We start from the raw sequence: 23,096 nt of genomic DNA, 5'->3' as shown, positions 1-23,096 counted from the left end.
TTAGAATAGTATAATCTGAATTGTTTTTAGATTTTATTTTTGTTGATGTATTTAAGGTTTTGAGTAATGGGTAGTAGCAAAAATTTGAAATTCTAGGATTTATTGAATATATGTTACCATTTTTTTGTTATTTAAAAAATCTAAAAAAATCTTCTTTAGGAAAAATCTTTTTTACTTTTCTATGATTATATTTTGTTTTGTACTGATTTTTGTCAAATTTGAATTTAAATTAAAACATTTTAATTTTATCTAAATTATTTAAAATCATTGCATTAAATGTTATTTCAATTGTTCTTATTTAATGTTTGAAAATTTATTTTTAGTCTTAAAGGATTATTTTCTGATGGATTTATTTTTAGTTTGAAATTTTATTTTAATTTTGTGAAATCGATTTCATAATTTATATATTAACTTAAATTTTATATTTAAGCAATGACAACAAAATTCATTTATGATAATTTTCTATTAGAAAATAAATATTCAGAAGAATTATATCATAATTACTCAAAGAATCAACCGATTATCGATTATCATAATCACTTATCGCCACAATTAATTTGTGAAGATTATGTATTTAATAATATATCAGAGGTTTGGATAAAGGGCGACCATTACAAATGGCGCGCGATGCGAACATTAGGAGTAAGCGAAAAATTTATTACGGGAGTAGCATCGGATAAGGAAAAATTTTTGCAATGGGGCAAAACGGTACCATACACATTACGAAATCCACTATACCATTGGACGCACTTAGAATTGGCGAGGTATTTTGATATTTACGAATTGTTAAATGAAAAAACAGCAGAAGGAATTTATGAAGAAACGTCAGCTAGATTAAATTCATCAGAATATTCATGTCAGAATTTGTTAAGAAAAGTAAATGTAAAAGTAGTTTGTACCACCGAAGATCCTACAGATACATTAGAATATCATCAGAAAATGAGAACTAATGGATTAGATATAAAGGTAAGTACATCATTTCGACCAGATAAATCAATATTAATAGGAGCAGAAGGCTATAACGAATACATAGATGCATTAGGACAGTCAGCAGGAATAGAAATTCATAGTTATGACGACTTATGCAATGCATTGCAGAAAAGAATCTCTTATTTTAACGATAATGGTTGTAAAGTTTCAGACCATGGTTTAGAACAAATCTATTTTGAAGAATTTACAGCATCAGAGATTCAAAATATCTTTATAAAGAAAAGATCAAATCAAGAACTTTCGCAAGAAGAAATTTTAAAATTCCAAAGTGGAGTATTGCTTTTTTTATCCGAAACATATCACCAGTTTGGTTGGGTACAGCAGTTTCACTTAGGAGCTCTTAGAAATAATAATGCACGCATGCACCGCATTTTAGGACCAGACACCGGCTGGGATTCCATTGGCGATTTTTCTCAAGCCAGAAAACTTTCACAGTTTTTAAATGCGCTAGATACAAAAGATAAATTAACGAAAACCATTCTATATAATTTGAATCCCGCAGACAACGAAGTATTGGCAACAATGATAGGTAATTTTAATGATGGTAGTGTAAAAGGCAAAGTACAGTTTGGTTCTGGATGGTGGTTTTTAGACCAAAAAGATGGGATGACCAAACAGATGAATGCGTTATCTAATATGGGATTATTAAGTTGTTTTATAGGCATGTTAACAGATTCGAGAAGCTTTTTATCATTTCCACGTCACGAATATTTTCGAAGAGTCCTATGTAATTTATTAGGCAAAGAAATAGAAAGCGGAGAATTGCCAAACGATATGGAATTGATAGGCAAAATGGTTTCAGACATCAGCTATCATAATGCTGAAGAATATTTCAAATTTTAAAAATAAAAAAAAGCAAAAAAGATATGAAAAAACGAGTAGTAACGTTTGGCGAGATAATGCTGAGATTAGCACCGCAGGGATTTTTAAGATTTTCGCAAGCAGATAATTTTGATGTAGTTTACGGAGGCGGAGAATCCAATGTAGCCGTATCATTAGCCAATTTTGGTATTTCTGTAGATTTTGTAACACGATTACCAAAAAATGATATCGGACAATGTGCGATGATGGAAATGCGCAAAAGAGGCGTAGGAGTAGAAAATATCGTTTGGGGAGGCGATCGTTTAGGGATTTATTTTTTAGAAACCGGAGCCGTGAGCAGAGGCAGTAAAGTAGTTTACGATAGAGCACATTCATCAATGTCAGAAATCCAACCAGGAATGGTAGATTGGGAAACAGTTTTCGAAGGCGTAGAATGGTTCCATTGGACAGGTATAACTCCTGCCATTTCACAAAGTTCAGCAGATGTGTGTTTAGAAGCCGTAAAAGTAGCGAGTAAATTAGGAATTACCATTTCTACAGATTTAAATTATCGAGCAAAACTTTGGAAATACGGAGGCGACAGAGAAGCCATCATGACAGAACTTACCTCATATTGTGATATTATTTTAGGAAACGAAGAAGATGCCGAAATGCACTTTGGGATAAAACCAGAAGGAGCCGCTGTTCAAACTCATGGACATGATGTAAAAGCAGAAGCATTCCTATCTGTTTGCCAACAAATGATGGCTAAATTTCCAAGAGCAAAAAAAGTAATTACCACACTTAGAGGTTCTATCTCAGCATCTCATAATACATGGGCAGGCGTTTTGTATGATGGAAAAGAAATGCTTCAAACTCGCCAATATCAAATCACCGATATTGTAGATAGAGTAGGAGGAGGCGATTCTTTTATGGGAGGACTTATCTACGGATTGTTAACCTATCCAGATGATAATCAAAGAGCTTTAGACTTTGCAGTAGCCGCTTCATGTTTAAAACATACGATAAAAGGCGATGCTAACTTGGTAACCGTGGACGAAGTAACCAAATTAATGGGTGGTGATGCTTCTGGTAGAGTAGTGAGATAGACACAGGTAAAGTATAAGGTACAAACTACAAAGTACAAAACTACAAAGTACAATATAGATATAAAATCACATGTTTTCAACAATCTACAAATAAATTCTGATTTACATTATTGACCTATTCTTTTTAAATAATAGTTATTGGAATTAAATTTTAGAAATAAGAAAGCTACGAAGTAGCACCATCAATAGCATTGGGTAAAACTCAATGAAAATTAAAATTAACAAAGGTAATAGCCCTGCAAGGGCAAAATCAATTGAAATAAATAACGGATTAAAATTATTGTTAATCAATATTTTATAGTTTTCAATAAGAAACATAAGTCAAAAAAAATAAAATCATTATGATTGTAGATACTATAAATAATGCTTCACTTTACACTGGTTTGCATCCGCTTTTTGCTAAAGCATTTGAATATCTAAAAGACAACGATTTAAGTAAATTAGAAGATGGGACAACAGAAATAGAACCTGGTCTCAAAGCAATTGTAAGTACTAAAAAGGGGAAAACACCAGAAGAAAGTTTGACAAAATTCGAATGTCATGATAAAAATATAGACATCCAAGTTTGCATCAAAGGAGTAGAAAATATAGGATGGAAGCCCAGAGAAAAGTGTAAAACCATAAACGGAGATTACAATGCAGAGAAAGATGTTCAATTTTATCATGAAATACCAGATATGTATTTTCAGTTAACAGACCATCAGTTTGTAATTTTTTATCCTACAGATGTTCACGCACCAATGATAGGAAATGATGTGATAAAAAAAATAGTGTTTAAAGTGAAAATTTAATTGAAAAGTCGGAAGCTGAAGGTCAGAGGTCAGAAGATTTAAAATCAGTATTCTGGGCTCTCGGTTCTTGAATCTCGACTCTTATAAAAAAAAAAAAATGAACAATTCACAAAAAGTTTCAGAAGCAATAGTAAAGCAAGGGATTTTGCCTTTGTATTTCAATGCAGACGAAATAGTAACCATAGACATCTTAAGAAGCATCTATAAAGCTGGTATTAGAGCTGTAGAATATACCAACCGAGGCGAAGCAGCGTTAAAAAATTTTTCCAAAATGGTAGAAATTCGTAATGCCGAGATGCCAGATTTACTTTTGGGAGTAGGTACTATTAAAAACCTTCAAAGTGCAAAAGATTTTGAATCTGCAGGAGCCGATTTTTATATCAGTCCGGGATTTGTACCAGAAGTAGCATCCTATTTAATTGCAAAAGATTTGTTTTATAGCCCAGGATGTATGACACCTACAGAAATTATAACCGCCGAAAATGCAGGAGTTATATTTATCAAACTTTTCCCAGGAAATATGCTAAAGCCCGATTTTTTAAGTGGTATAAAAGATATTTTTCCAAATTTAAGATTTATGCCCACAGGAGGAGTAGATACCACTAAAGAAAGTATAGAAAGTTGGTATAATGCAGGCGTTTCCGCAGTAGGAATGGGAAGCAAACTCATCAGCAAAAAACTAATGGCAGATAAAGATTATGCTACCATAGAATTAGAAACTAAAAAAGTATTAGATGTAATAGCAACGATAAAGAAATAATAACCACTAAAATTACCCACCAATAATGTCACCAACACCAAATCACAAACCCACAAATTTTAGATGGACAATAGTAGGATTGCTATTTTTCGCTACCACAGTTAATTATTTAGACAGGCAAGTGCTGTCTCTTACGTGGAAAGATTTTATAAGCCCCGAATTTCATTGGACGAATAATGACTATGGAAATATCACCGCCTTATTTTCGATATTTTATGCAATAAGTATGTTATTTGCGGGTAAATTCGTAGATTGGATGGATACCAAAAAAGGATTTTTATGGGCAATAGGAATATGGTCTTTAGGAGCAGTTTTACATGCCTTTTGCGGAATTGTAACCTCAGGAATTCTTACAGGAAACTGGTTTGTAGGATTTGAATTAGCAAAAGAGAATATAGCCAAGGTTCAAGATATTTCAAAAATCATTAATGTAAGCGTTACATTATTTGTATTTGCCCGATTGGTTTTGGCTATTGGAGAAGCAGGCAACTTTCCTGCAGCCATAAAAACTACAGCCGAATATTTTCCTAAGAAAGATAGGGCTTTGGCTACAAGTATTTTCAATGCAGGGGCAACAGTAGGCGCATTAGTAGCACCACTTAGTATTCCGTTTATAGCCAAAGCGATGGGCTGGGAAATGGCATTTATCATTATTGGAGCATTAGGTTTTGTATGGATGGGACTTTGGGTATTTTATTACAAGAAGCCACAATTGCATCCAAAAGTTAATCAACTAGAGTTAGATTATATTCATCAAGATGCAGAAGATTGTCCAAGAGAAACATCTCCAGATTTAGCAAAGAAATTTACATTAAAAGAATGTTTTGGATACAAGCAAACTTTGGCATTTGCATTTGGGAAATTTATGACCGATGGCGTTTGGTGGTTTTATCTTTTTTGGACACCAGCCTATTTAAGTTCTGTTTATAAAATGGATAGTACCCAAAGTGCTTTACCGCTGTTTGTGCTATACATTATTACCTTATTGTCAATTATTGGTGGTTGGTTACCTTCATTTTTTGTAGATAAAAAAGGCATGAACCCTTATTCGGGACGCATGCGAGCGATGCTTATTTTTGCATTTTTCCCACTATTAGCATTACTAGCACAGCCAGGAGGAAAAATTAGCTATTGGATTCCGGTAATTATCATAGGTATTGCAGGAGCAGCACATCAGGCTTGGTCTGCCAATATTTTTTCAACCGTAGGAGATATGTTCCCGAAAAGAGCCATCGCCACCATTACAGGAATTGGAGGTTTGGCAGGAGGTATAGGCTCTACTTTGATCAATAAAAGTTCTGGAGTGCTTTTTGATTATGCTCATAAAAATTGGACTACAGTAGATGGAATTCCTTTGTTAGAGAAATTTCCAAAATATACAACAGAACGTATCCCAGATGATTTTTTCAAGCAGTTAGAAACGTCAGGAGCACTAATTTCAGATGGGATAGAAAAAGGATATTTAATTGTTTTTTCGGTTTGTGCTGTAGCTTATCTCATTGCTTGGTTTGGGATGAAAGCTTTGGTGCCAAACTATGAACTTGTTAAATAGTATTTTCTAAAATTTTTTGTTTATAAATAGTAGGAGTAAAATGAGTTTGTTTCTTGAAGGTTTTATTAAAATGAGTGATAGATTCAAAACCGCATTCGATACTAATTTGATTAATGCTTTTTTCATTTAATGTAAGGAGTTTACAAGCGTATCCAATTCTCATTTCTGCTATGTATTCTAGGAAAGTTTTTCCTGTTTGTTCTTTAAAATATCTACAGAAAGAAGAAACATTCATGGCTGCAAGAGAAGCAATTTCTGTTAATGAAATGTTTCTAGTGTAATTAATATTAATGAAGGAAATTATTTTTTCAATTCTACTATTTCCAAGTTTTGGAAAAGATTTATAAAATTGAGGAGATGCTAATACAGTATTTTTTTTGCAAGAAGCAAGTTCTTGTAATAAGTTTAGGAAATTGATGATTTGTTGCAAACCATTCATTTCGGGTAATTTTTTCAGAATAGATTTTATTTTATCTGATTGTTCTTTTGGGAAAAGCATTCCTCTTCCTGAATTTTCAAGAAGTGTTTTTATTTGAAGAAATTGAGGATAATTGTTGATAGAATAGTTCATAAAATCTTTTTCAAATTGTACAATAATGCCTTTTACTCTTAGATTAGAATTTTTTTTCTTGTAAGAGTCGTCACTATTCATGTAATGAGGAAGATTGCTGCCAAATAGAATGAGATCTCCATCTGAAAATTTATGAATTGAGTCTCCTACAAAACACTGTCCGAAGCCATTTTCGACATACATTAATTCATATTGACTGTGGAAGTGCCAAGGATAAGTAAAATGCTGGTAATCATAATGTCTTGCTTTTATTGGGGTGGTGTTAGAGATAGGGAGTTTCTCATTCATTATTGTTTTCATAGGCGATGTTTTGGTTGCAAATATACGCTTATTATTAGCAAATATTGATTTATTTTTATGTTAATCATGTTAGTAATTTTACAAAGATTATAGCAAATATAGTTTCATTATATACAGCTTGTAATGCTGCAAGGCTATTATAAATATTTTAATTAAAAAAGGAATTTAATTATGGAAAAAACATGGCGATGGTTTGGTAAAAAAGACAAAATTTCGCTTTCAATGCTTCGTCAAATTGGCGTGGAAGGAATTGTTACAGCTCTTCATGAAGTTTCAAATGGAGAAGTTTGGACATTAGAATCTATTAATGAACTAAAAAATTATATAGAGAGTTTTGGATTAAGGTGGTCTGTTGTAGAAAGTCTTCCTGTAAGTGAGTCTATAAAATATGGAGGTAATGACAGAGATGATTTGATAGATAAGTATATTATCAGTTTAGAAAACCTCGGTAAAGCTGGAATTACAACAGTGTGTTATAATTTTATGCCAGTTTTAGATTGGGCACGTACAGATTTGTTCCACAAGTGGGAAGACGGTTCTTCTTCTTTATATTTTGATAAAGTGAAGTTTGCCTATTTTGAACTTTATATTTTAGAAAGGAATGGAGCTGAAAAAGATTATAATTCAGAAATTCTTGAAAAAGTAGAAGAACTTAAAAAAACAATTACAGAAGAAGATAGAAAAGACTTGATAGATTCTGTAATCGTTAAAACTCAAGGTTTTGTAAATGGTAACATTAAAGAAGGAGATTTAGACCCTGTTGGGATTTTTAAAAAATTATTGGCTTTGTATGATGGTATTGATAGAGATGCTCTTCGCCAGAATATGAAATATTTCTTAGAAAAAATAATGCCAGTTTGCGAAAAATGGAATATACAAATGTGTGTACATCCAGATGATCCGCCATTTCAACTATTAGGATTACCTCGTATTGTGACTTGCGAAGAAGATATTGATTGGTTTTTAACAGCAGTAGATAATCCACATAATGGGCTCACTTTTTGTGCTGGTTCTTTAAGTGCTGGTCTTCAAAATGATGTTCCAAAATTGGCAAAAAAATATGCTTCTAGAACAAAATTTGTGCATTTAAGAAGTACAAACGTTTTTGATAACGGAAACTTTATTGAAGCTGAGCATTTAGGAGGAAGAGGACATCTAATTGATGTAATAAAAGTATTTGAGAAAGAAAGTCCTAGTCTGCCAATGCGTATAGACCATGGCAGATTGCTTTCAGATGATGTAGATAAAGGGTATAATCCTGGTTATTCTTTTTTTGGTAGAATGCTGGCTCTTGGGCAAATAGAGGGTGTAATTGCTGCGGTTCAGTCAGAATTAGAAGGTAAATAATATTGCCTGTTTTTCATATCATCATTGTTAAATTAAAAAAAATATAAAATAAATGAACGAGATGTTTAGTATCGCAGGTAAAGTAGCGATTATTTCAGGAGCTGGAGGCGTTTTAGGAGGTAGCATTGCTAAAAGTTTTATAAAAGCAGGTGCAAAAGTTGTTGCTATAGACATTAGACAAGAGAATTTAGATATCAGAGTTAAAGAACTTACAGACTTAGGAGGAGAGGCAATTGGTGTTATTGGTAATGTCTTAGATATTGAAAGTCTAGAAAAAGTAGCTGAAACTGTTGTAGAAAAGTGGGGAAGTATAGATATTTTGCTCAATATTGCAGGTGGTAATATTCCGTCTGCTACATTATCTGCAGATCAATGTTTCTTCGATATGGATTTAGAGGGTTGGAATAAAGCTACAAATCTTAATATGAATGGAACAGTATATCCTTGCTATGTTTTTGGTAAAGTAATGGCAAAGCAAGGAAGTGGAAGTATTATCAATATTTCTTCTATGGCTGCTTATTCAGCTATTACTAGAGTTGCAGGTTATTCTGCGGCTAAAGCTGCAATTACCAATTTTACGCAATGGTTAGCCTCAGACTTAGCCATTAAATTTGGAGATAGAATTAGGGTTAATGCAATTGCTCCAGGCTTTTTTATAGGTGATCAAAATAGGAATATATTAATCAATCCTGATGGTTCTTTGACTGAAAGAAGTGTAAAAGTAATTGCCAAAACACCTATGAGAAGATTTGGCGAAATAGAAGAATTAAACGGAGCTATACAGTTTTTATGTTCGGATGCGGCAAGTTTTATTACAGGTGCTTTATTGCCTGTTGATGGTGGCTTCAGCGCATTTAGCGGAGTATAATATAATTTGGATTAATTTTTTTTGCAAGGCTTTTTCTTTGAAATTGTCTTGCTTTTTTTTGCTCTGATTTTTTCAATTAGTTCAAATTTTATATTAAATAGATGATTTTGTCTTTTTGATGCTAATTTTGGTGAATTTTATATGTTTTTTTTATATAAAATATAGTCTATATAATGTTTTTTTTACTATTAAAATTCTTTTTTATTAAATTAAAATGAAAAAAAATAAGCGTAAAAGTGTTTATGCTTATCATTTTTTTTATGATTTATTGTGCTATTGAATTAGTTTAAACTATTAAAATGCATTGTTTTTAAGTGTTAATTTATATCTAAATTTTTTAATCTTATCATAAATTATAAGAAATACTTATCATCTTGAAGTGATAACTAAAGTATTGATATGCAGTATGTCACGTGAAAAAAATTTTTTTATTTCAATTAGATTTTTATATTTGTTGTGTTACGTAAATGTTAACATTTTGAAGATATCTTAATTTTATAGTTAGAAAAAGGAGAATAAAATTACTAGTAAGTAATGAAATTGTATTTAATCAGCGTAAAGAGTTCTTTTTACATTAATAGAAATTAAAAAGATGGCTGATAAAGATTATAAAACTACCCCAAGATATTACAAATTTGACAGTAAAATATTCAAGAAAAGTAATAATAAATTATTAAAATAAACAGACAATATATGTATTTGCTAGGATATGACATAGGAAGTTCTTCAGTAAAAGTATGTTTGATAGAGGCATCAAGCGGTAAAATAATCGCGTCCGATTATTCGCCAAAGAAGGAGATGAAGATAATTGCAGAAAATGTAGGCTGGGCAGAGCAAAACCCAACAGATTGGTGGATAAATTTAAAATTAGCCCACGAATCAGTATTAAATAAATCAGGAATCAACCCCGAAGACATAAAAGCCATAGGTATTACATGGCAAATGCACGGATTAATCTTGGTAGATAAAGACCAGAATTTGTTGAGACCATCAATAATATGGTGCGACAGCCGAGCCGTACCTTTTGGCGAAAAAGCATTGCAATCGATTGGAGAAAAAAAGTGTCTTTCGTATCTTTTGAACTCACCAGGTAATTTTACCGCATCAAAATTAGCATGGGTAAAAGAAAACGAGCCAGAAATTTTCGAGAAAATTGATAAAATCATGCTTCCCGGCGATTACATAGCCATGAAGCTAAGTGGCGAGACAGGCATAACAATAGAAGGTTTATCCGAAGGGATTTTTTGGGATTTTAAAAACAATTGCATCTCAGAAGACGTATTAAATTATTTTGGCATTCCGAAAAGCTTTTTCCCAGAGATTGTACCGACGTTTGGAATTCAGGCAACCGTTTCAGTAAGTGCAGCCGCAGAATTAGGATTAAAAGAAGGCACTCCAATTTCATATAGAGCAGGCGATCAACCCAATAATGCGCTTTCACTTAATGTTTTCAATCCCGGAGAAATAGCATCAACAGCAGGAACTTCAGGCGTTGTGTATGGCGTTTTAGACCAGTTAGATTATGACGAAAAATCTAGAGTCAACACTTTTGCACACGTTAATCATACGTTAGAACAAACCAGATTAGGCGTTTTATTGTGCATCAACGGAACAGGAATTTTAAATTCTTGGCTTAAAAATAATTTTGCCACCTCACTTTCCTCTTATGGAGATATGAATGAATTGGCATCACTTTCCCCTATAGGTTCAAAAGGCTTGAGTATCATTCCATTTGGAAATGGCGCCGAAAGAGTTTTAGAAAATAAGGAAGTAGATTGTTCCTTAAACGGAATCAATTTTAATATTCACACCAAAGGAGACGTTTTGCGTGCCGCCCAAGAAGGAATCGTCTTTTCTTACGAATACGGAATGAATATTATGAGAAACATGGGCATGAATATTCAAGTGATAAGAGCAGGCAATGCCAATATGTTTTTGAGTTCAATCTTCAGACAAACCTTATCGAGCATAAGCAACGCCGTGATAGAATTATACGATACAGACGGAGCAGCCGGAGCAGCAAGAGCCGCAGGATTGGGAGTGGGCTTTTATGCCAATACCAACGAAGCCTTTTCAGCATTAGAAAAAATAGCCATAATAGAACCAGAAGTTGATAAGAAAGAGCAATATCAAGAAGCCTACAACAGATGGACCAATTATCTCGAGAAGATGCTTTAGTTAAAAAAAGGACAAAGCAATTAATGAGAATTAAACAATAAAAAAATAAACAAAAAAATATAATTAAATCCACAGAATCATGGAAGTTTTAAAAGGAACAAAAGAGTTTTTTCCTAGTGTACAGGAAATAAAATTTGAAGGAAAAGAAAGCACCAATCCTTTAGCATTTAGATATTATGAAGCCAACAGAATCGTAATGGGCAAACCAATGAAAGAATGGTTAAGATTCGCAATGGCATGGTGGCATACCTTGTGTGCAAATGGAAGTGATCCATTCGGAGGAGCTACCATTCATCATCCATGGGATATGGGTTCAGATGCAGTATCAAGAGCTAAATATAAATTAGATGCAGGATTTGAATTTATGAAAAAAGTAGGATTTGAATACTATTGTTTTCATGATGTAGATTTAGTAGATGCAGGAAAAAGTTGGGCAGAATACGAATCAAATTTACAAGGAGCTGTAGAATATGCCAAAGAAAAACAAGCCGAAACAGGAATTAAACTCCTTTGGGGCACTGCCAATGTTTTTACACACGAAAGATACATGAACGGCGCATCTACCAATCCAAATTTTGATGTGTTGGCATGCGCAGGAACTCAGGTTAAAAACGCAATAGATGCTACCATTGCATTAGGAGGAGAAAACTACGTATTCTGGGGAGGAAGAGAAGGTTATATGAGCCTATTAAATACCAATATGAAACGCGAAAAAGAGCATTTGGCTAAGTTTTTAACGATGGCAAGAGATTATGCACGTTCACAAGGATTCAAAGGAACTTTCCTTATCGAACCAAAACCAATGGAACCAACCAAACACCAGTACGATTACGATACAGAAACCGTAATTGGATTTATTAAAAATTATGGATTAGAAAATGATTTTAAAGTAAATATAGAAGTAAACCACGCCACATTAGCAGGACATACTTTCGAACACGAATTACAAGTAGCTGTAGATGCAGGTTTATTAGGAAGCATAGATGCCAACAGAGGAGATAGCCAAAACGGTTGGGATACAGACCAATTCCCGATAGATTATTATGATTTAGCGCAAGCATGGTTGGTAATTCTACAAGGTGGAGGTTTAAAAACAGGTGGAGTAAATTTCGATGCAAAAATCAGAAGAAACTCTACCGATGCAGAAGATTTATTCATTGCACATGTATCAGGAATGGATGTATTCGCGAAAGGGCTATTGGTAGCAGCAGATATTTTAGAAAAATCAGATTACAAAAAACTAAGAACCGAGAGATATGCATCATTTGATGCAGGCAACGGAAAAGCTTTTGAAGAAGGAAAACTAACTTTAGAAGATTTAAGAAAAATCGCCCACGAATCAAGAGAACCAGTAGCGAAAAGTGGTAAGCAAGAACTCTTTGAAGCGATTGTAAACATGTACATATAAGCTTTCTGAAAGCTCAAATAATATGAATCAATTATAATTTATTACCCATTTAATAATCATGAATTATGAGAAATTTTAATTTAACAAGAAATAAAGCCGCGGTATTTTTTGCAATGACTTTACTACCGACTGGTTTTATTTACTCACAAACTAAAAAAGACTCAGTCAAAGAAAAAAAAATACAGGAGGTAGTATTGGTAGGCTATGGATCAATGCAAAAGAAAAATGTTACAGGGGCTATAACTACAGTATCTAGCGAAGTAATTTCTAAGACACCCGTTCCTAATGCAATGGAGGCCGTTAGAGGACAAGTAGCTGGTTTGCGTGTAACCAGAAGCAGTGGGCAGCCTGGGCAAGGGTTAAGCTTTCAATTAAGAGGTGCTAAATCTATTAATCTTAGTACTAAACCTCTAATTGTAATAGATGGTATTCCTGTAAACGATTCTAATCTAGCAGAATTTAATTCAGAAGATATTCAGGATATTAGCGTTCTTAAAGATTTGGGAGCAGCGGCTATTTATGGTGTGCAGGGATCTAATGGGGTGGTGCTCATCACTACAAAAAAAGGAAGAAAAGGAAAACCAGAATACTCGTTTGATTCTTCTATAGGGATTGTTGATGTTTTGCAAACTCCAAGGTTGATGAATGCTGACCAATATGTACAATACAGGATTGACGGCAAAAGAGGGCTTACCAATAATTACATAGGTGTTTCCGATGTGATTTCTGATCCTATTTCTCTTAATAATTATGCGGCAGGCAAATCGGTAGATTGGAATAAATTACTCATTAAGACTGGAACACAAAATAATTATAACTTCTCAGTAAGAGGTGCAGACGATAAGTTCTCTTATTATATGAATGCAAACGCTTATCTGGAAGATGGGGTAATTGTCAACTCTGATTATAAGCGTTATTCTTTTAGATTAAATACAGACTATAAAGCAACAGACAGATTAACCGTTGGTGCCAATATTAATTACAGTACCAGCAATGCAGACGAAAGAGGTTTGGCAATAGATGCAAGAAGTACCAATCAAGGCTTTGTCAATTTTGTAAATAATTCTCCTTTAGGAAGTGTTTATAATGCAGATGGCTCTCTCACTGCTACTATTACTGGTAGTCAGTTTCAGTATAACCCACTTTTCAGATATCAACAATCTAAAGCAGATAGAGAAGTGAGGCATTTGGTAATAAGTCCTTACTTAGAATTTAAAATAATGGATGGACTTACCTATAGGTTAAATACTGCTTTTGATAGCAGAGACGAATTATACAGATCTTTCTATTCCTCTTTGTATGATTCAGGTAATAGAACTGGTTTGGCAAGAAAAATTACCATTAATAATGGGGTCGTAAGAAATTATTTGGTAGATAATATTTTAACCTACAGAAAAAAATTAGGTGAAAAGCATGATATAGGAGCAACAATAGTTGCAGGGTTTCAAAAAATATCTGGTGATGGGCATAATACTGTAGGAAATGGTTCTGCAGCTGATCCATTGTCTTATGATTTGTTGGGCTATTATGGGATGAACACCATGAGTAATGATAATACAGAATCCAGAACTTGGAACAGCCAGAGCAGTCTTGCTTATTTTGTCGGTAGGTTTAATTACACATTTGCAGATAAGTATGTGCTAACAGCATCTGTAAGACGAGATGGAACCTCTGTGTTTGCAAATGGAAACAAATGGGGAACTTTTCCATCTGTTTCATTGGCTTGGAACGCCGATAGAGAATCATTTTTAAGTGGTATTAAAAATCTAGACTTGTTAAAATTCAGATTAAGTTATGCAACAGGAGGAAATCAGCAAATTCCTGGTTCAATTCCTTTGCCAGATGGAAGCAGAGTGTATATTAATTCTAATTTTCCTTATCTTACTTTAGCAACCGCAACACAGTATCCATTTGGAGGGACATTAAATACAGGGTATATTCCAAATTCTCAATTTGTAGGAAATTCGGGGATACATTGGGAAACCAGTAAACAATTTAACGCAGGGGTAGATTTTGGTTTATTTGGTAATAGAATCAGTGGTTCTGTAGAATATTACAAATCTAAAAATACAGATAATATTCTTGGAGAGATTGTACCTATTGTACCTTTTGGTGCTAGTTCTACTATTAGTAATGTAGGCCAGATTGATAATAATGGGATTGAAGTTACCCTGAAAGCAGATATTTTGAGAGCAAATTCTGAAAACGAGTTGAGTTGGACAATTAATGCTAACTGGACAAGAGAGAGAAATAAATTGGTGAAATTAGCCAGAAACAATGTGGATGCCAATGGAAATCCCGTTCATGATTGGGTTAATAACTGGTTTATAGGCTATCAATTAGGTACATATCCTCAATATGTATATGAAGGCGTTTATCAAATAGGAGAAGAAGCTCAGGCCCAGGCTTTGCATGGTTCTACTTGGGGAGCAGGTGCGCCCAAAATAAAAGATGTAAACGGAGATGGTAAAATTACATTAGACGACAGGGTTTTTTACAATCCAAATCCAGATTGGTACGGAGGTTTTGGAAGTACATTTACTTACAAAAATTTCCAACTGGATTTCTTAATAGAAGCTGTAATAGGAGGAGATAAAATTAATTCTTACCTGCCAACGATGAACACTGGAGTAGATAATAATGCGGTAGCCGTCAATTATTGGACACCAACCAATACCAGCGGAGATTATCCAATGCCAGAACCTACAAATAAATATGCAGAGTTTAACAATTCTTGGAGAATTCAGGATGCATCGTATGTTACCATCAGAAATGTTTCTTTAGGATATACATTACCAAAAAAATATATCAACCAAATAGGGTTTATTAATAATTTGAATATTTATGTAAGAGGTAATAATTTATATTATTTCACAAAAATGAGAGATACCTATTCTCCGGAAAATAATTTTGGTACCTATCCTATAACAAGAGTATTCACGTTTGGCGTAAAAGCTACTTTTTAACCATAAAATATTAATTATTATGAAATTTTTAAAATACAGTATATTAATTGCAAGTCTTCCCTTTTTAGGATTAACAAGTTGTAATGATACAGTAGATTTAGAACCAAATGGAGTAGGAACCATAGAAGTAGCTTTGGGAACTTTAGAAGGATACGAAGGAAGTATCATTGGTGCATATAGAGCCGCAAGAGATCCATACCAGTCTAATTCGGATTGTATGTATAAAAATGCCAACGATGATTTGATAAAAGGAGGTATTTTAGTAAACGATGATTCAGATGTTTCGGCACAAGCCAGATTAAATGGCGTATTCAATTCAAATTTGGGAACAACTACCAGAATTTGGAACTCTTACTTGGGAGGATTGAATTTGTGTAATACCATTTTAGCTAATATTGACAATGCTCCAGGTGTAAATCCCAATAATGCATCACAAGTGGCAAGAATAAATGTAGTAAAAGGAGAAGCCTATTTTTTCAGAGCTTATTTTCACTATAATCTTATAGTGCAATATGACAATATTCCGCTGGTTGATACTCCTCCAAATCCTAATGCTTCAGATTTTACCGTAAAACCAGGTGATAAAGCAGCTATCTGGGCTTTGATAGAAAGTGATTTGGTAAAAGCTAAAGGATTATTGCCAACTACAGCTGCTAAAAATGGTAAACTAACCCAAGATACGGCAGGGCATTTGCTAGCAAAAACATATCTATGGTTAGGCAAAAACGCAGAAGCAGCAGAAACGGCCAAAAATGTTATAGAATCTGGTAATCATAGTTTAGTGGCATTAAATCAGGTTTTTAGTGAAAATTTTCAAGGCAATAAAGAAATTTTATTAGCATGGCAATTTACAAAAGCAGAACCAGGCGTGAATGGAGAACCAACTGCCGCCAGAACAGCACAACAATATATCCCTCTTTATGATAGAGTAGAAGGGGTAGGTAGAACTTTTGAACAAGGAGGAAGACCATGGGCAAGGTTACATCCAAACGCTTATTATTGGACATTGTTTCAAACAGGAGATGGAAGATTAGCCGCTTGGCACAAAACAGTATGGCATTTTGATGGTGGTACTCCCGATGTACCCGAAAAATTACCAGCAGGTGTAAGCCTTGGAGACGCTATAACCACAGCAAATGTAGGTGCAGCCTCAGGATATGGCGCAGAAGCCATCACCCCAACCACTTGGAAATACGCAGAAGGTGCAACTCTAGGCAGAACAATAGGAGATGCTTATGGTTTAAAAGAGGTGGTAGAGTTTCGTTTGGCAGAAACTTATCTAGTAGCAGCAGAAGGATATATGAGGAGTGGTAACAATGCATTGGCACTGCAATACATCAATAAATTAAGAGAAAGAGCTTATGGTAATTCTACCCACAACTTTACATTCATTAATCAAGATTTACTTCTGGAAGAACAGGCAAGAGAACTAGGGCAAGAAGGCAAAAGATGGGAAATACTAAAAAGACTAAACCTTTTGGTGGATAGAGTAAAACTATACAACCCTACTGCAGGAGTTAATATACAACCCTACCACGTAAGATGGCCAATACCAAGGTCATTTGTACAACTTACGAATTTCCCTCAAAATGAAGGATATAACTAATAAATAATTTGTCATTATGAAAATTTTAATAAAATACCTTATTGTTTTTTTTATTACACCTTTATTTTTTGTAGGATGTAGAGAGAACGATGATAATAAAATTTCTGTTGTGGTAGATTCTATATCACCAGGAGAAGCTTTAGCGGGAGACCATATTGCCATAAAAGGAAGCGGATTAAATAAAGTACTGCATGTCTTAATAGAAGCAGATCCTTATATCTCTTTACCGTTTTCTCAAACAGATAATCTACTAGAGTTTAATTTACCAGCAAATGCACTTGCAGGCTATAAAGATATTGTTTTAGTAGAAGCAGACGGAAAAAGATATACAATTAGTGATTATCATATTATTCCTGGCGCACCAATTATATCTAGTGTAAATCCAGGGTCAGCGCCTGTTGGAACAGCTATTACTGTAAAAGGAAGTGCTTTTGTAGGTGTGAAAAAAGTAATGCTTGGTAATGTGGAGATTCCAATAGGTTCTTATACAGTATCTGCTGATCAATCTTCTATCAAATTTAATGTTCCTTCTGGTGTAAGTAACGGATATGGGTATATTTCTGTTGAAACTGATAAAGGAACTGCAATAAGCCCATCACTGTTTTTTATTGGAAAAGAAATAATGGTAGAGAATTGGGATGGCACAAGGTTTACAGGTCTTTCTTGGACGGGAGCTTATAATGCTTATGTTACAGATCAAACAGGTATTCTTAGTGGGCCTTCTCCTACACCAATTTCGGGAAGTTATTATAAAATCACTTCTAACGGGACTTCTTGGGGGGCAGGTAATGAAACTAATGCGATAGCCTCTACTTTTGGTTTATCTGGTACTGCAGCAGATGTAATTTTTGTAGCAGATATTAATACCAATGGTTCCCCAGAAGGAACATTTATTAGATTTAATCAATCTAATGGCAATTTTTATACCTATAATGTGAAAGCTGCTGCTGGCTGGAAAACAGTTATCATCAGACTTAATAAAGATATTGGATGGCAATACAACGGAGACCCATCTTCTGTAGGAGCTACTCAAATTCCAACACCAGCATTAATAAACCAAATTAAAATAATGACATCAGCAACACTTGGTGCACAAATCAATATTGATAATTTAAGATTCATTCAATTATGAAAAAGTTAACAACAATATTAATTTCATCACTTATTTTATTAAGTTGTAATGAAGATAGAGATATAACAGTGAAGTTAGGGACAGGTAATCAAACAGATACAGGAGGTGGAACTCCTAGCACATCTGTATATTACACGCCTACTAAAGCAATGAAAGACGTATCATCTTTTCCTATAGGAATAGCAATGTCTCAAAACCAAGCGAGCAGTACTAATTTTGCCACAATTGCAAAAAAAGAATTCAATAGTGTTACTGCAGGCAATGAAATGAAATTCTCTACTCATTCTCCCTCACAAGGTACTTATAATTGGGTGCCTGGAGATGCAATTGTAGATTTTGCTCAAACTAATGCTATGAGAGTGCATGGGCATGTACTTATTTGGCACCAACAAGTCCCAACTTGGGTTACCAATTTTACAGGTACCAATGCAGAGTTCGAAACTGCTATTAAGACTTATGTTACAGATGTGGTAACACATTATAAAGGAAAAGTAGCTTCTTGGGACGTGGTAAACGAAGCTTTCAATGAAGATGGTAGCCTCAGGAGTACTATTTTTTCTCAAAGATTAGGTAGTAATTATATTACAAAGATTTTCCAGTGGGCTAGAGCTGCAGACCCTACAGCAAAATTATTCTATAATGATTTTAATCTAGAAAGTAATGTTACTAAAGCTAATGCAGTAGTTTCCATGGTTAATGCTAATTCAAGTTTAATTGATGGAATTGGATTGCAGATGCACATTTCCATTACAACACCTTCTGCTACAGTTCTTAATACTATAATGGATAATGTTGTAGCTACAGGTAAATTAATTCACTTTTCAGAATTAGATGTTTTAGTAAATCCTACAGGTTCTGTATCTTCTTATGATTATGCTACTGCAATTGCTCAAAAGAATAAATACAAAGAGGTTATAAGTATTTATAAAACCAAAGTTCCTGCAGCAAAAAGATTCGGAATTACCATTTGGGGAATGAGAGATGTAGATAGTTGGCTAAAAACTAATGGAAGTGGATATACAGATTATCCATTGTTATTCGGAGATGGATATGAGTATAAACTCGCTCATCAAGGAGTGATAGAAGCATTACAGCAATAAAACAACACAACAAGGTAAGGGCTTCTAAACCCCTTACCTTTATTAACTCAATTAAATAAATATCTTATGAAAAAAATTTTATTATCTTTAGTATTAGCGTTTGCTGCCAATTCATTTCAGGCGCAAACCAATTTATTACCATCTGCAGGTAATTTTGACTTTGAAGGAGGTTCTCCTACTAATGCATATTGGTGGTTTTTGGGGGTTGGTAGTGGTGCTTCAGCAAATTTTGTTTGGCAAAATACTGAAAAACATGGTGGTGGTGCAGCTTACCAGCTAAATGTTGTGACGGCTACAGCAGATCAATGGAGGATACAAGTTGCTAGTTCTTATAGTGAGTCTGCTGCTACATATCCTACTGTAGCTAATGGCACATCATATACGCTAAGATTTTGGATGAAAACAACCAATGGTGGTGGTACAGTTAGAATTTCAAATTCAGGCTCGTCTCTTTGGAGCGCTGATGTTGCGATAACACAAGGAGATTGGACGTTATATTCTTTTGTTTTTACAGGTAATGCCACTAAATATAAACCTTATCTAGAATTTGGAAAATCTGCAGTGGGTACTTATTATATTGATGATGTTGTTTTATATGAAACTTCATCTTTAGGAATTGATGATACTAAAAATCAAAAAAATAATAAAGCTATTTATCCTAATCCTGCAAAAGATGTGCTTAATCTTGATGTAGCAATGTTTTCTGATGCAAAAACAATAAGTATTTATGATTTAAGTGGTAAAAAAGTCTTTACTACTAATGCTGCCAAAACTATAAATGTATCCGTATTACCAAAAGGAAATTATATTTTGACAACAGATTTAGGAAAATCTTTTAAATTTATTAAAAACTAATTAATTATTATACTTTGAAATTATGAAGTACTATTTTTTCACACATAACAATATTTAATAGGCTAAGGGCTTTATATCTAATAAAGCTCTTTTTTAATTTTTCATTAATTCTACTACAAGAAAACTAATACGTAATTTGGGTTAAATTTTTTTTTAATTGTAATACATTATCATTATGAAAAGCCACTGTAAAATATTTTTTACTTTAATATTTGTTTTTTGTGTTTTCAAATTGAAAGCGGTGCAATCATTTATTATTACAGAAAAAAATTCAGAAACTATTGTTTTAAAAGAAAAATCAGTTAATCTCTCTATTTTTACCAATTCTGGAATTGATAATGGAATTTTAAGAGCGGTGAAAATCTTGCAATCTGATTTTCTGAAAGTTACAGAAAATCAACCAACGATTTTGAATCAAATTTCAGGAGTCAATTCACCTTTGATTATTATAGGAACTGTAGGAACAAAATCTGTGATAGATGATTTGATTAAGCAGAAAAAAATTGACGGAAAAGCTTTAACAGGTAAAAACGAAAAATTTATCATCCAAAATATCAGCAATCCTTTTTCAGGAGTTTCTGAAGCGATTGTGATTGCAGGAAGCGACAAAAGAGGTACTATTTACGGAATTTATGAAATGTCACAACAAATTGGTGTTTCGCCGTGGTATTATATGGCAGACGTTCCTTTGAAAGCAAAAGAAAATATTTATTTCAAGAAAGGAATTTATACTGATGGAGAACCTGCAGTAAAATACCGAGGAATTTTCTTAAATGACGAAGAGCCTTCATTAGGAGGTTGGGCTAGAGCTACTTTTGGCGGAGTAAATTCTAAATTTTATGAGAAAGTTTTTGAGTTGATTTTACGTATGAAAGGCAATTACATTTGGCCTGCAATGTGGGGAAAAGCTTTTTATGATAATGATGTTTTGAGCGGACCATTGGCTAATGAAATGGGTATTATAATGGGAACTTCTCACCACGAACCAATGGCGCAAGCACAGGAAGATTGGCACAGATATATTAAGAAAAATAATCTGCCAAATGTTTGGGATTATTCTAAAAATCAAAAAGTTTTGCAAGAATTCTGGAAATCTGGAATTGAAAGAAGTAAAAATTGGGAAAAATTAGTAACTGTAGGAATGCGTGGTGATGGTGATGAAGCAATGGGAGAAGGAACCAACATTGCTTTGCTAGAAAATATAGTAAAAGATCAAAGAAAAATTTTAGAAGAAGTTACGGGTAAAAAAGCGGAAAAAACGCCTCAGGTTTGGGCATTGTATAAAGAAGTTCAGGATTATTATGATAAAGGAATGAGGGTTCCGGATGATGTCATTTTGTTGTTTTGTGATGATAATTGGGGAAATGTGAGAAAATTACCGGATCTTACAAAACCTTTGCATAAAGGAGGTTATGGTATGTATTATCATTTTGATTATGTAGGAGGGCCTAGAAATTCTAAATGGATTAATATTAGCCCAATACAGAGAGTTTGGGAGCAAATGAATCTTTCTTATGAGCATAAAGTAGATCAACTTTGGGTAGTAAACGTTGGCGATTTAAAACCAATGGAATTCCCGATTAGTTTTTTCTTAGAAATGGCATGGAATCCGAAACAATTTAACTCTAAAAACCTTCTGGAATACACCGAAAAATGGTCTGCACAGCAGTTTGGTGAGAAATATGCTAAAGAAATTGCCAGAATGATTAATCTCTACGCCAAATACAACCGAAGAGTAACTCCTGAAACATTAGATAGTAAAACCTATAGTCTTGAAAATTACAATGAATTTGAAACTGTTTTGAATGATTATAGAGCTTTGGCAGTTGATGCTTTGCGTTTGAAAGAACGTATTCCTGCTGAATATCAAGATGCTTATTATCAGTTGGTTCTTTATCCTATTGATGCATGTAGTAATTTGTACGAAATGTATTATGCAGTTGCTAAAAATAGAGAATTTGCTAAGAAAAAAGATTTGCAAGCCAATTTCTATGCAGACAGAGTAAAAGAATGTTTTGAAAGAAGTGCATATCTAGACCATAAATACAACAATGAGATTGCCGGTGGAAAATGGATACACATGATGGATCAAATGAAAATTGGATATAAAAGTTGGGCTGATGGAAAAGAAAACGTAATGCCAGAGGTAACCTATATATATGATGATAATGCTTCCAAAGAAAAAGTATTTAAAGAAAAAGATGGTTATATTTCTATAGAAGCTGAAAATTTCGCAAGAATGAATAATTCTGATCGAATTCATTGGGAAGTGATTCCTGATTTTGGAAAAACAAAATCTGGAGTAACTACTTTTCCCCAAAGTGCTGGTCCTAATACCAATGAAAACATCTATTTAGAATACGATATTAATTTTGAATCTAAAGGAGAGTTCGAAGTTCAACTGCTTTTAGCGCCCACTTTAAATTATAATCACAATAAAGGATTGCGATATGAAATTTCCTTTGATGGAGGAAGTCCACAAATTATCAATTTTAATGGACATTATAAAGGTGAATTGGGAAGATGGCAATCAGAACATATCATTAAATCTATCACAAAACATCATATTTCACAATCTGGTAAACACACATTGCGTTTCAGAGTTTTAGAAGCTGGTATTGTCTTAGAAAAGATTTTAATAGATACAGGTGGACTTAAACCAAGCTATCTGGGCGCGCCAGAGAGTGATTTATTTTATTAGTTTTTGCTCAATTTAAAGTGTTTTTCATACTTAGAGAGATGTTCTTTTTATAAGACATCTC

Annotated in this window: 16 protein-coding genes; 15 read left to right on the top strand and 1 reads right to left on the bottom strand. The window is 33.6% G+C overall.

What is annotated here, in order from left to right; all coding sequences use genetic code 11:
* The first annotated feature begins 432 nt into the window (after positions 1-432).
* The 5 genes from uxaC to QM746_RS15005 all read left to right on the top strand — a co-directional run bounded on the left by uxaC (position 433) and on the right by QM746_RS15005 (position 6,003).
* Positions 433-1,833: a glucuronate isomerase gene (gene uxaC / locus QM746_RS15025; RefSeq protein ID WP_414984963.1), complete on the top strand. Its 1,401-nt coding sequence runs from the start codon at positions 433-435 to the stop codon at positions 1,831-1,833.
* Positions 1,834-1,856: 23 nt separating this feature from the next.
* Entirely contained in the window at positions 1,857-2,900 is a 1,044-nt protein-coding gene (locus QM746_RS15020; RefSeq protein WP_414983651.1) for a PfkB family carbohydrate kinase, read from the top strand.
* Between the two features lie 341 nt (positions 2,901-3,241).
* Positions 3,242-3,691, top strand: a complete 450-nt coding sequence (locus QM746_RS15015; protein ID WP_414983652.1) for a YhcH/YjgK/YiaL family protein — start codon at positions 3,242-3,244, stop codon at positions 3,689-3,691.
* Between the two features lie 97 nt (positions 3,692-3,788).
* The gene (locus QM746_RS15010; protein WP_414983653.1) at positions 3,789-4,451 is read left to right on the top strand and encodes a bifunctional 4-hydroxy-2-oxoglutarate aldolase/2-dehydro-3-deoxy-phosphogluconate aldolase; all 663 of its coding nucleotides are present in this window, start codon (positions 3,789-3,791) and stop codon (positions 4,449-4,451) included.
* 25 nt (positions 4,452-4,476) lie between these two features.
* The gene (locus QM746_RS15005) at positions 4,477-6,003 is read left to right on the top strand and encodes an MFS transporter (protein ID WP_414984962.1); all 1,527 of its coding nucleotides are present in this window, start codon (positions 4,477-4,479) and stop codon (positions 6,001-6,003) included.
* Here the strand turns inward: QM746_RS15005 and QM746_RS15000 are convergent.
* The gene (locus QM746_RS15000; protein ID WP_414984961.1) at positions 5,996-6,874 is read right to left on the bottom strand and encodes an AraC family transcriptional regulator; all 879 of its coding nucleotides are present in this window, start codon (positions 6,872-6,874) and stop codon (positions 5,996-5,998) included. The genes QM746_RS15005 and QM746_RS15000 overlap by 8 nt on opposite strands.
* Positions 6,875-7,045: 171 nt before the next feature.
* Here QM746_RS15000 and uxuA point away from each other — a divergent pair, with 171 nt between their 5' ends.
* The 10 genes from uxuA (at position 7,046) to QM746_RS14950 (ending at position 23,035) form a co-directional block, all read left to right on the top strand.
* Entirely contained in the window at positions 7,046-8,221 is a 1,176-nt protein-coding gene (gene uxuA, locus QM746_RS14995; protein ID WP_414984960.1) for a mannonate dehydratase, read from the top strand.
* A 52-nt stretch (positions 8,222-8,273) separates the two neighbouring features.
* Entirely contained in the window at positions 8,274-9,089 is an 816-nt protein-coding gene (locus QM746_RS14990; protein ID WP_414984959.1) for an SDR family oxidoreductase, read from the top strand.
* 693 nt (positions 9,090-9,782) lie between these two features.
* Complete coding sequence (locus tag QM746_RS14985) at positions 9,783-11,267, top strand: xylulokinase (RefSeq protein WP_414983844.1); 1,485 nt, start codon at positions 9,783-9,785, stop codon at positions 11,265-11,267.
* A 79-nt stretch (positions 11,268-11,346) separates the two neighbouring features.
* A complete protein-coding gene (gene xylA / locus QM746_RS14980) occupies positions 11,347-12,675 on the top strand; it encodes a xylose isomerase (protein ID WP_414983845.1) in 1,329 nt (442 codons plus the stop codon).
* 65 nt (positions 12,676-12,740) lie between these two features.
* Positions 12,741-15,641 (top strand): SusC/RagA family TonB-linked outer membrane protein, encoded by a 2,901-nt coding sequence (locus tag QM746_RS14975; RefSeq protein ID WP_414984958.1) that lies wholly within the window; start codon positions 12,741-12,743, stop codon positions 15,639-15,641.
* Positions 15,642-15,660: 19 nt separating this feature from the next.
* Positions 15,661-17,247, top strand: a complete 1,587-nt coding sequence (locus QM746_RS14970; RefSeq protein WP_414984957.1) for a RagB/SusD family nutrient uptake outer membrane protein — start codon at positions 15,661-15,663, stop codon at positions 17,245-17,247.
* Positions 17,248-17,263: 16 nt separating this feature from the next.
* A complete protein-coding gene (locus QM746_RS14965) occupies positions 17,264-18,379 on the top strand; it encodes a hypothetical protein (RefSeq protein WP_414984956.1) in 1,116 nt (371 codons plus the stop codon).
* Complete coding sequence (locus tag QM746_RS14960; protein WP_414984955.1) at positions 18,376-19,479, top strand: endo-1,4-beta-xylanase; 1,104 nt, start codon at positions 18,376-18,378, stop codon at positions 19,477-19,479. The genes QM746_RS14965 and QM746_RS14960 overlap by 4 nt, the downstream gene beginning before the upstream one ends.
* Positions 19,480-19,545: 66 nt before the next feature.
* Positions 19,546-20,334, top strand: coding sequence for a T9SS type A sorting domain-containing protein (locus QM746_RS14955; RefSeq protein ID WP_414984954.1), 789 nt, complete (start codon positions 19,546-19,548; stop codon positions 20,332-20,334).
* A gap of 241 nt (positions 20,335-20,575) precedes the next feature.
* On the top strand, positions 20,576-23,035 hold the full coding sequence (locus QM746_RS14950) for a glycosyl hydrolase 115 family protein (protein ID WP_414984953.1): 2,460 nt from the start codon (positions 20,576-20,578) through the stop codon (positions 23,033-23,035).
* Positions 23,036-23,096: the final 61 nt, after the last annotated feature.

The sequence above is a fragment of the Cloacibacterium sp. genome, from assembly GCF_047601505.1.
Taxonomy (GTDB): domain Bacteria; phylum Bacteroidota; class Bacteroidia; order Flavobacteriales; family Weeksellaceae; genus Cloacibacterium.
This window is presented reverse-complemented; position numbering and strand designations above follow the sequence as displayed.

Coding starts and splice junctions, on each gene's coding strand:
- QM746_RS14990 (WP_414984959.1), top strand. CDS start 8,274: ATGAACGAGATGTTTAGTATCGCAGGTAAAGTAGCGATTATTTCAGGA.
- QM746_RS14960 (WP_414984955.1), top strand. CDS start 18,376: ATGAAAAAGTTAACAACAATATTAATTTCATCACTTATTTTATTAAGT.
- QM746_RS15005 (WP_414984962.1), top strand. CDS start 4,477: ATGTCACCAACACCAAATCACAAACCCACAAATTTTAGATGGACAATA.
- QM746_RS14965 (WP_414984956.1), top strand. CDS start 17,264: ATGAAAATTTTAATAAAATACCTTATTGTTTTTTTTATTACACCTTTA.
- QM746_RS14955 (WP_414984954.1), top strand. CDS start 19,546: ATGAAAAAAATTTTATTATCTTTAGTATTAGCGTTTGCTGCCAATTCA.
- QM746_RS14970 (WP_414984957.1), top strand. CDS start 15,661: ATGAAATTTTTAAAATACAGTATATTAATTGCAAGTCTTCCCTTTTTA.
- QM746_RS14985 (WP_414983844.1), top strand. CDS start 9,783: ATGTATTTGCTAGGATATGACATAGGAAGTTCTTCAGTAAAAGTATGT.
- QM746_RS14975 (WP_414984958.1), top strand. CDS start 12,741: ATGAGAAATTTTAATTTAACAAGAAATAAAGCCGCGGTATTTTTTGCA.
- uxaC (WP_414984963.1), top strand. CDS start 433: ATGACAACAAAATTCATTTATGATAATTTTCTATTAGAAAATAAATAT.
- xylA (WP_414983845.1), top strand. CDS start 11,347: ATGGAAGTTTTAAAAGGAACAAAAGAGTTTTTTCCTAGTGTACAGGAA.
- QM746_RS15000 (WP_414984961.1), bottom strand. CDS start 6,874: ATGAAAACAATAATGAATGAGAAACTCCCTATCTCTAACACCACCCCA.
- QM746_RS15015 (WP_414983652.1), top strand. CDS start 3,242: ATGATTGTAGATACTATAAATAATGCTTCACTTTACACTGGTTTGCAT.
- QM746_RS15010 (WP_414983653.1), top strand. CDS start 3,789: ATGAACAATTCACAAAAAGTTTCAGAAGCAATAGTAAAGCAAGGGATT.
- uxuA (WP_414984960.1), top strand. CDS start 7,046: ATGGAAAAAACATGGCGATGGTTTGGTAAAAAAGACAAAATTTCGCTT.
- QM746_RS15020 (WP_414983651.1), top strand. CDS start 1,857: ATGAAAAAACGAGTAGTAACGTTTGGCGAGATAATGCTGAGATTAGCA.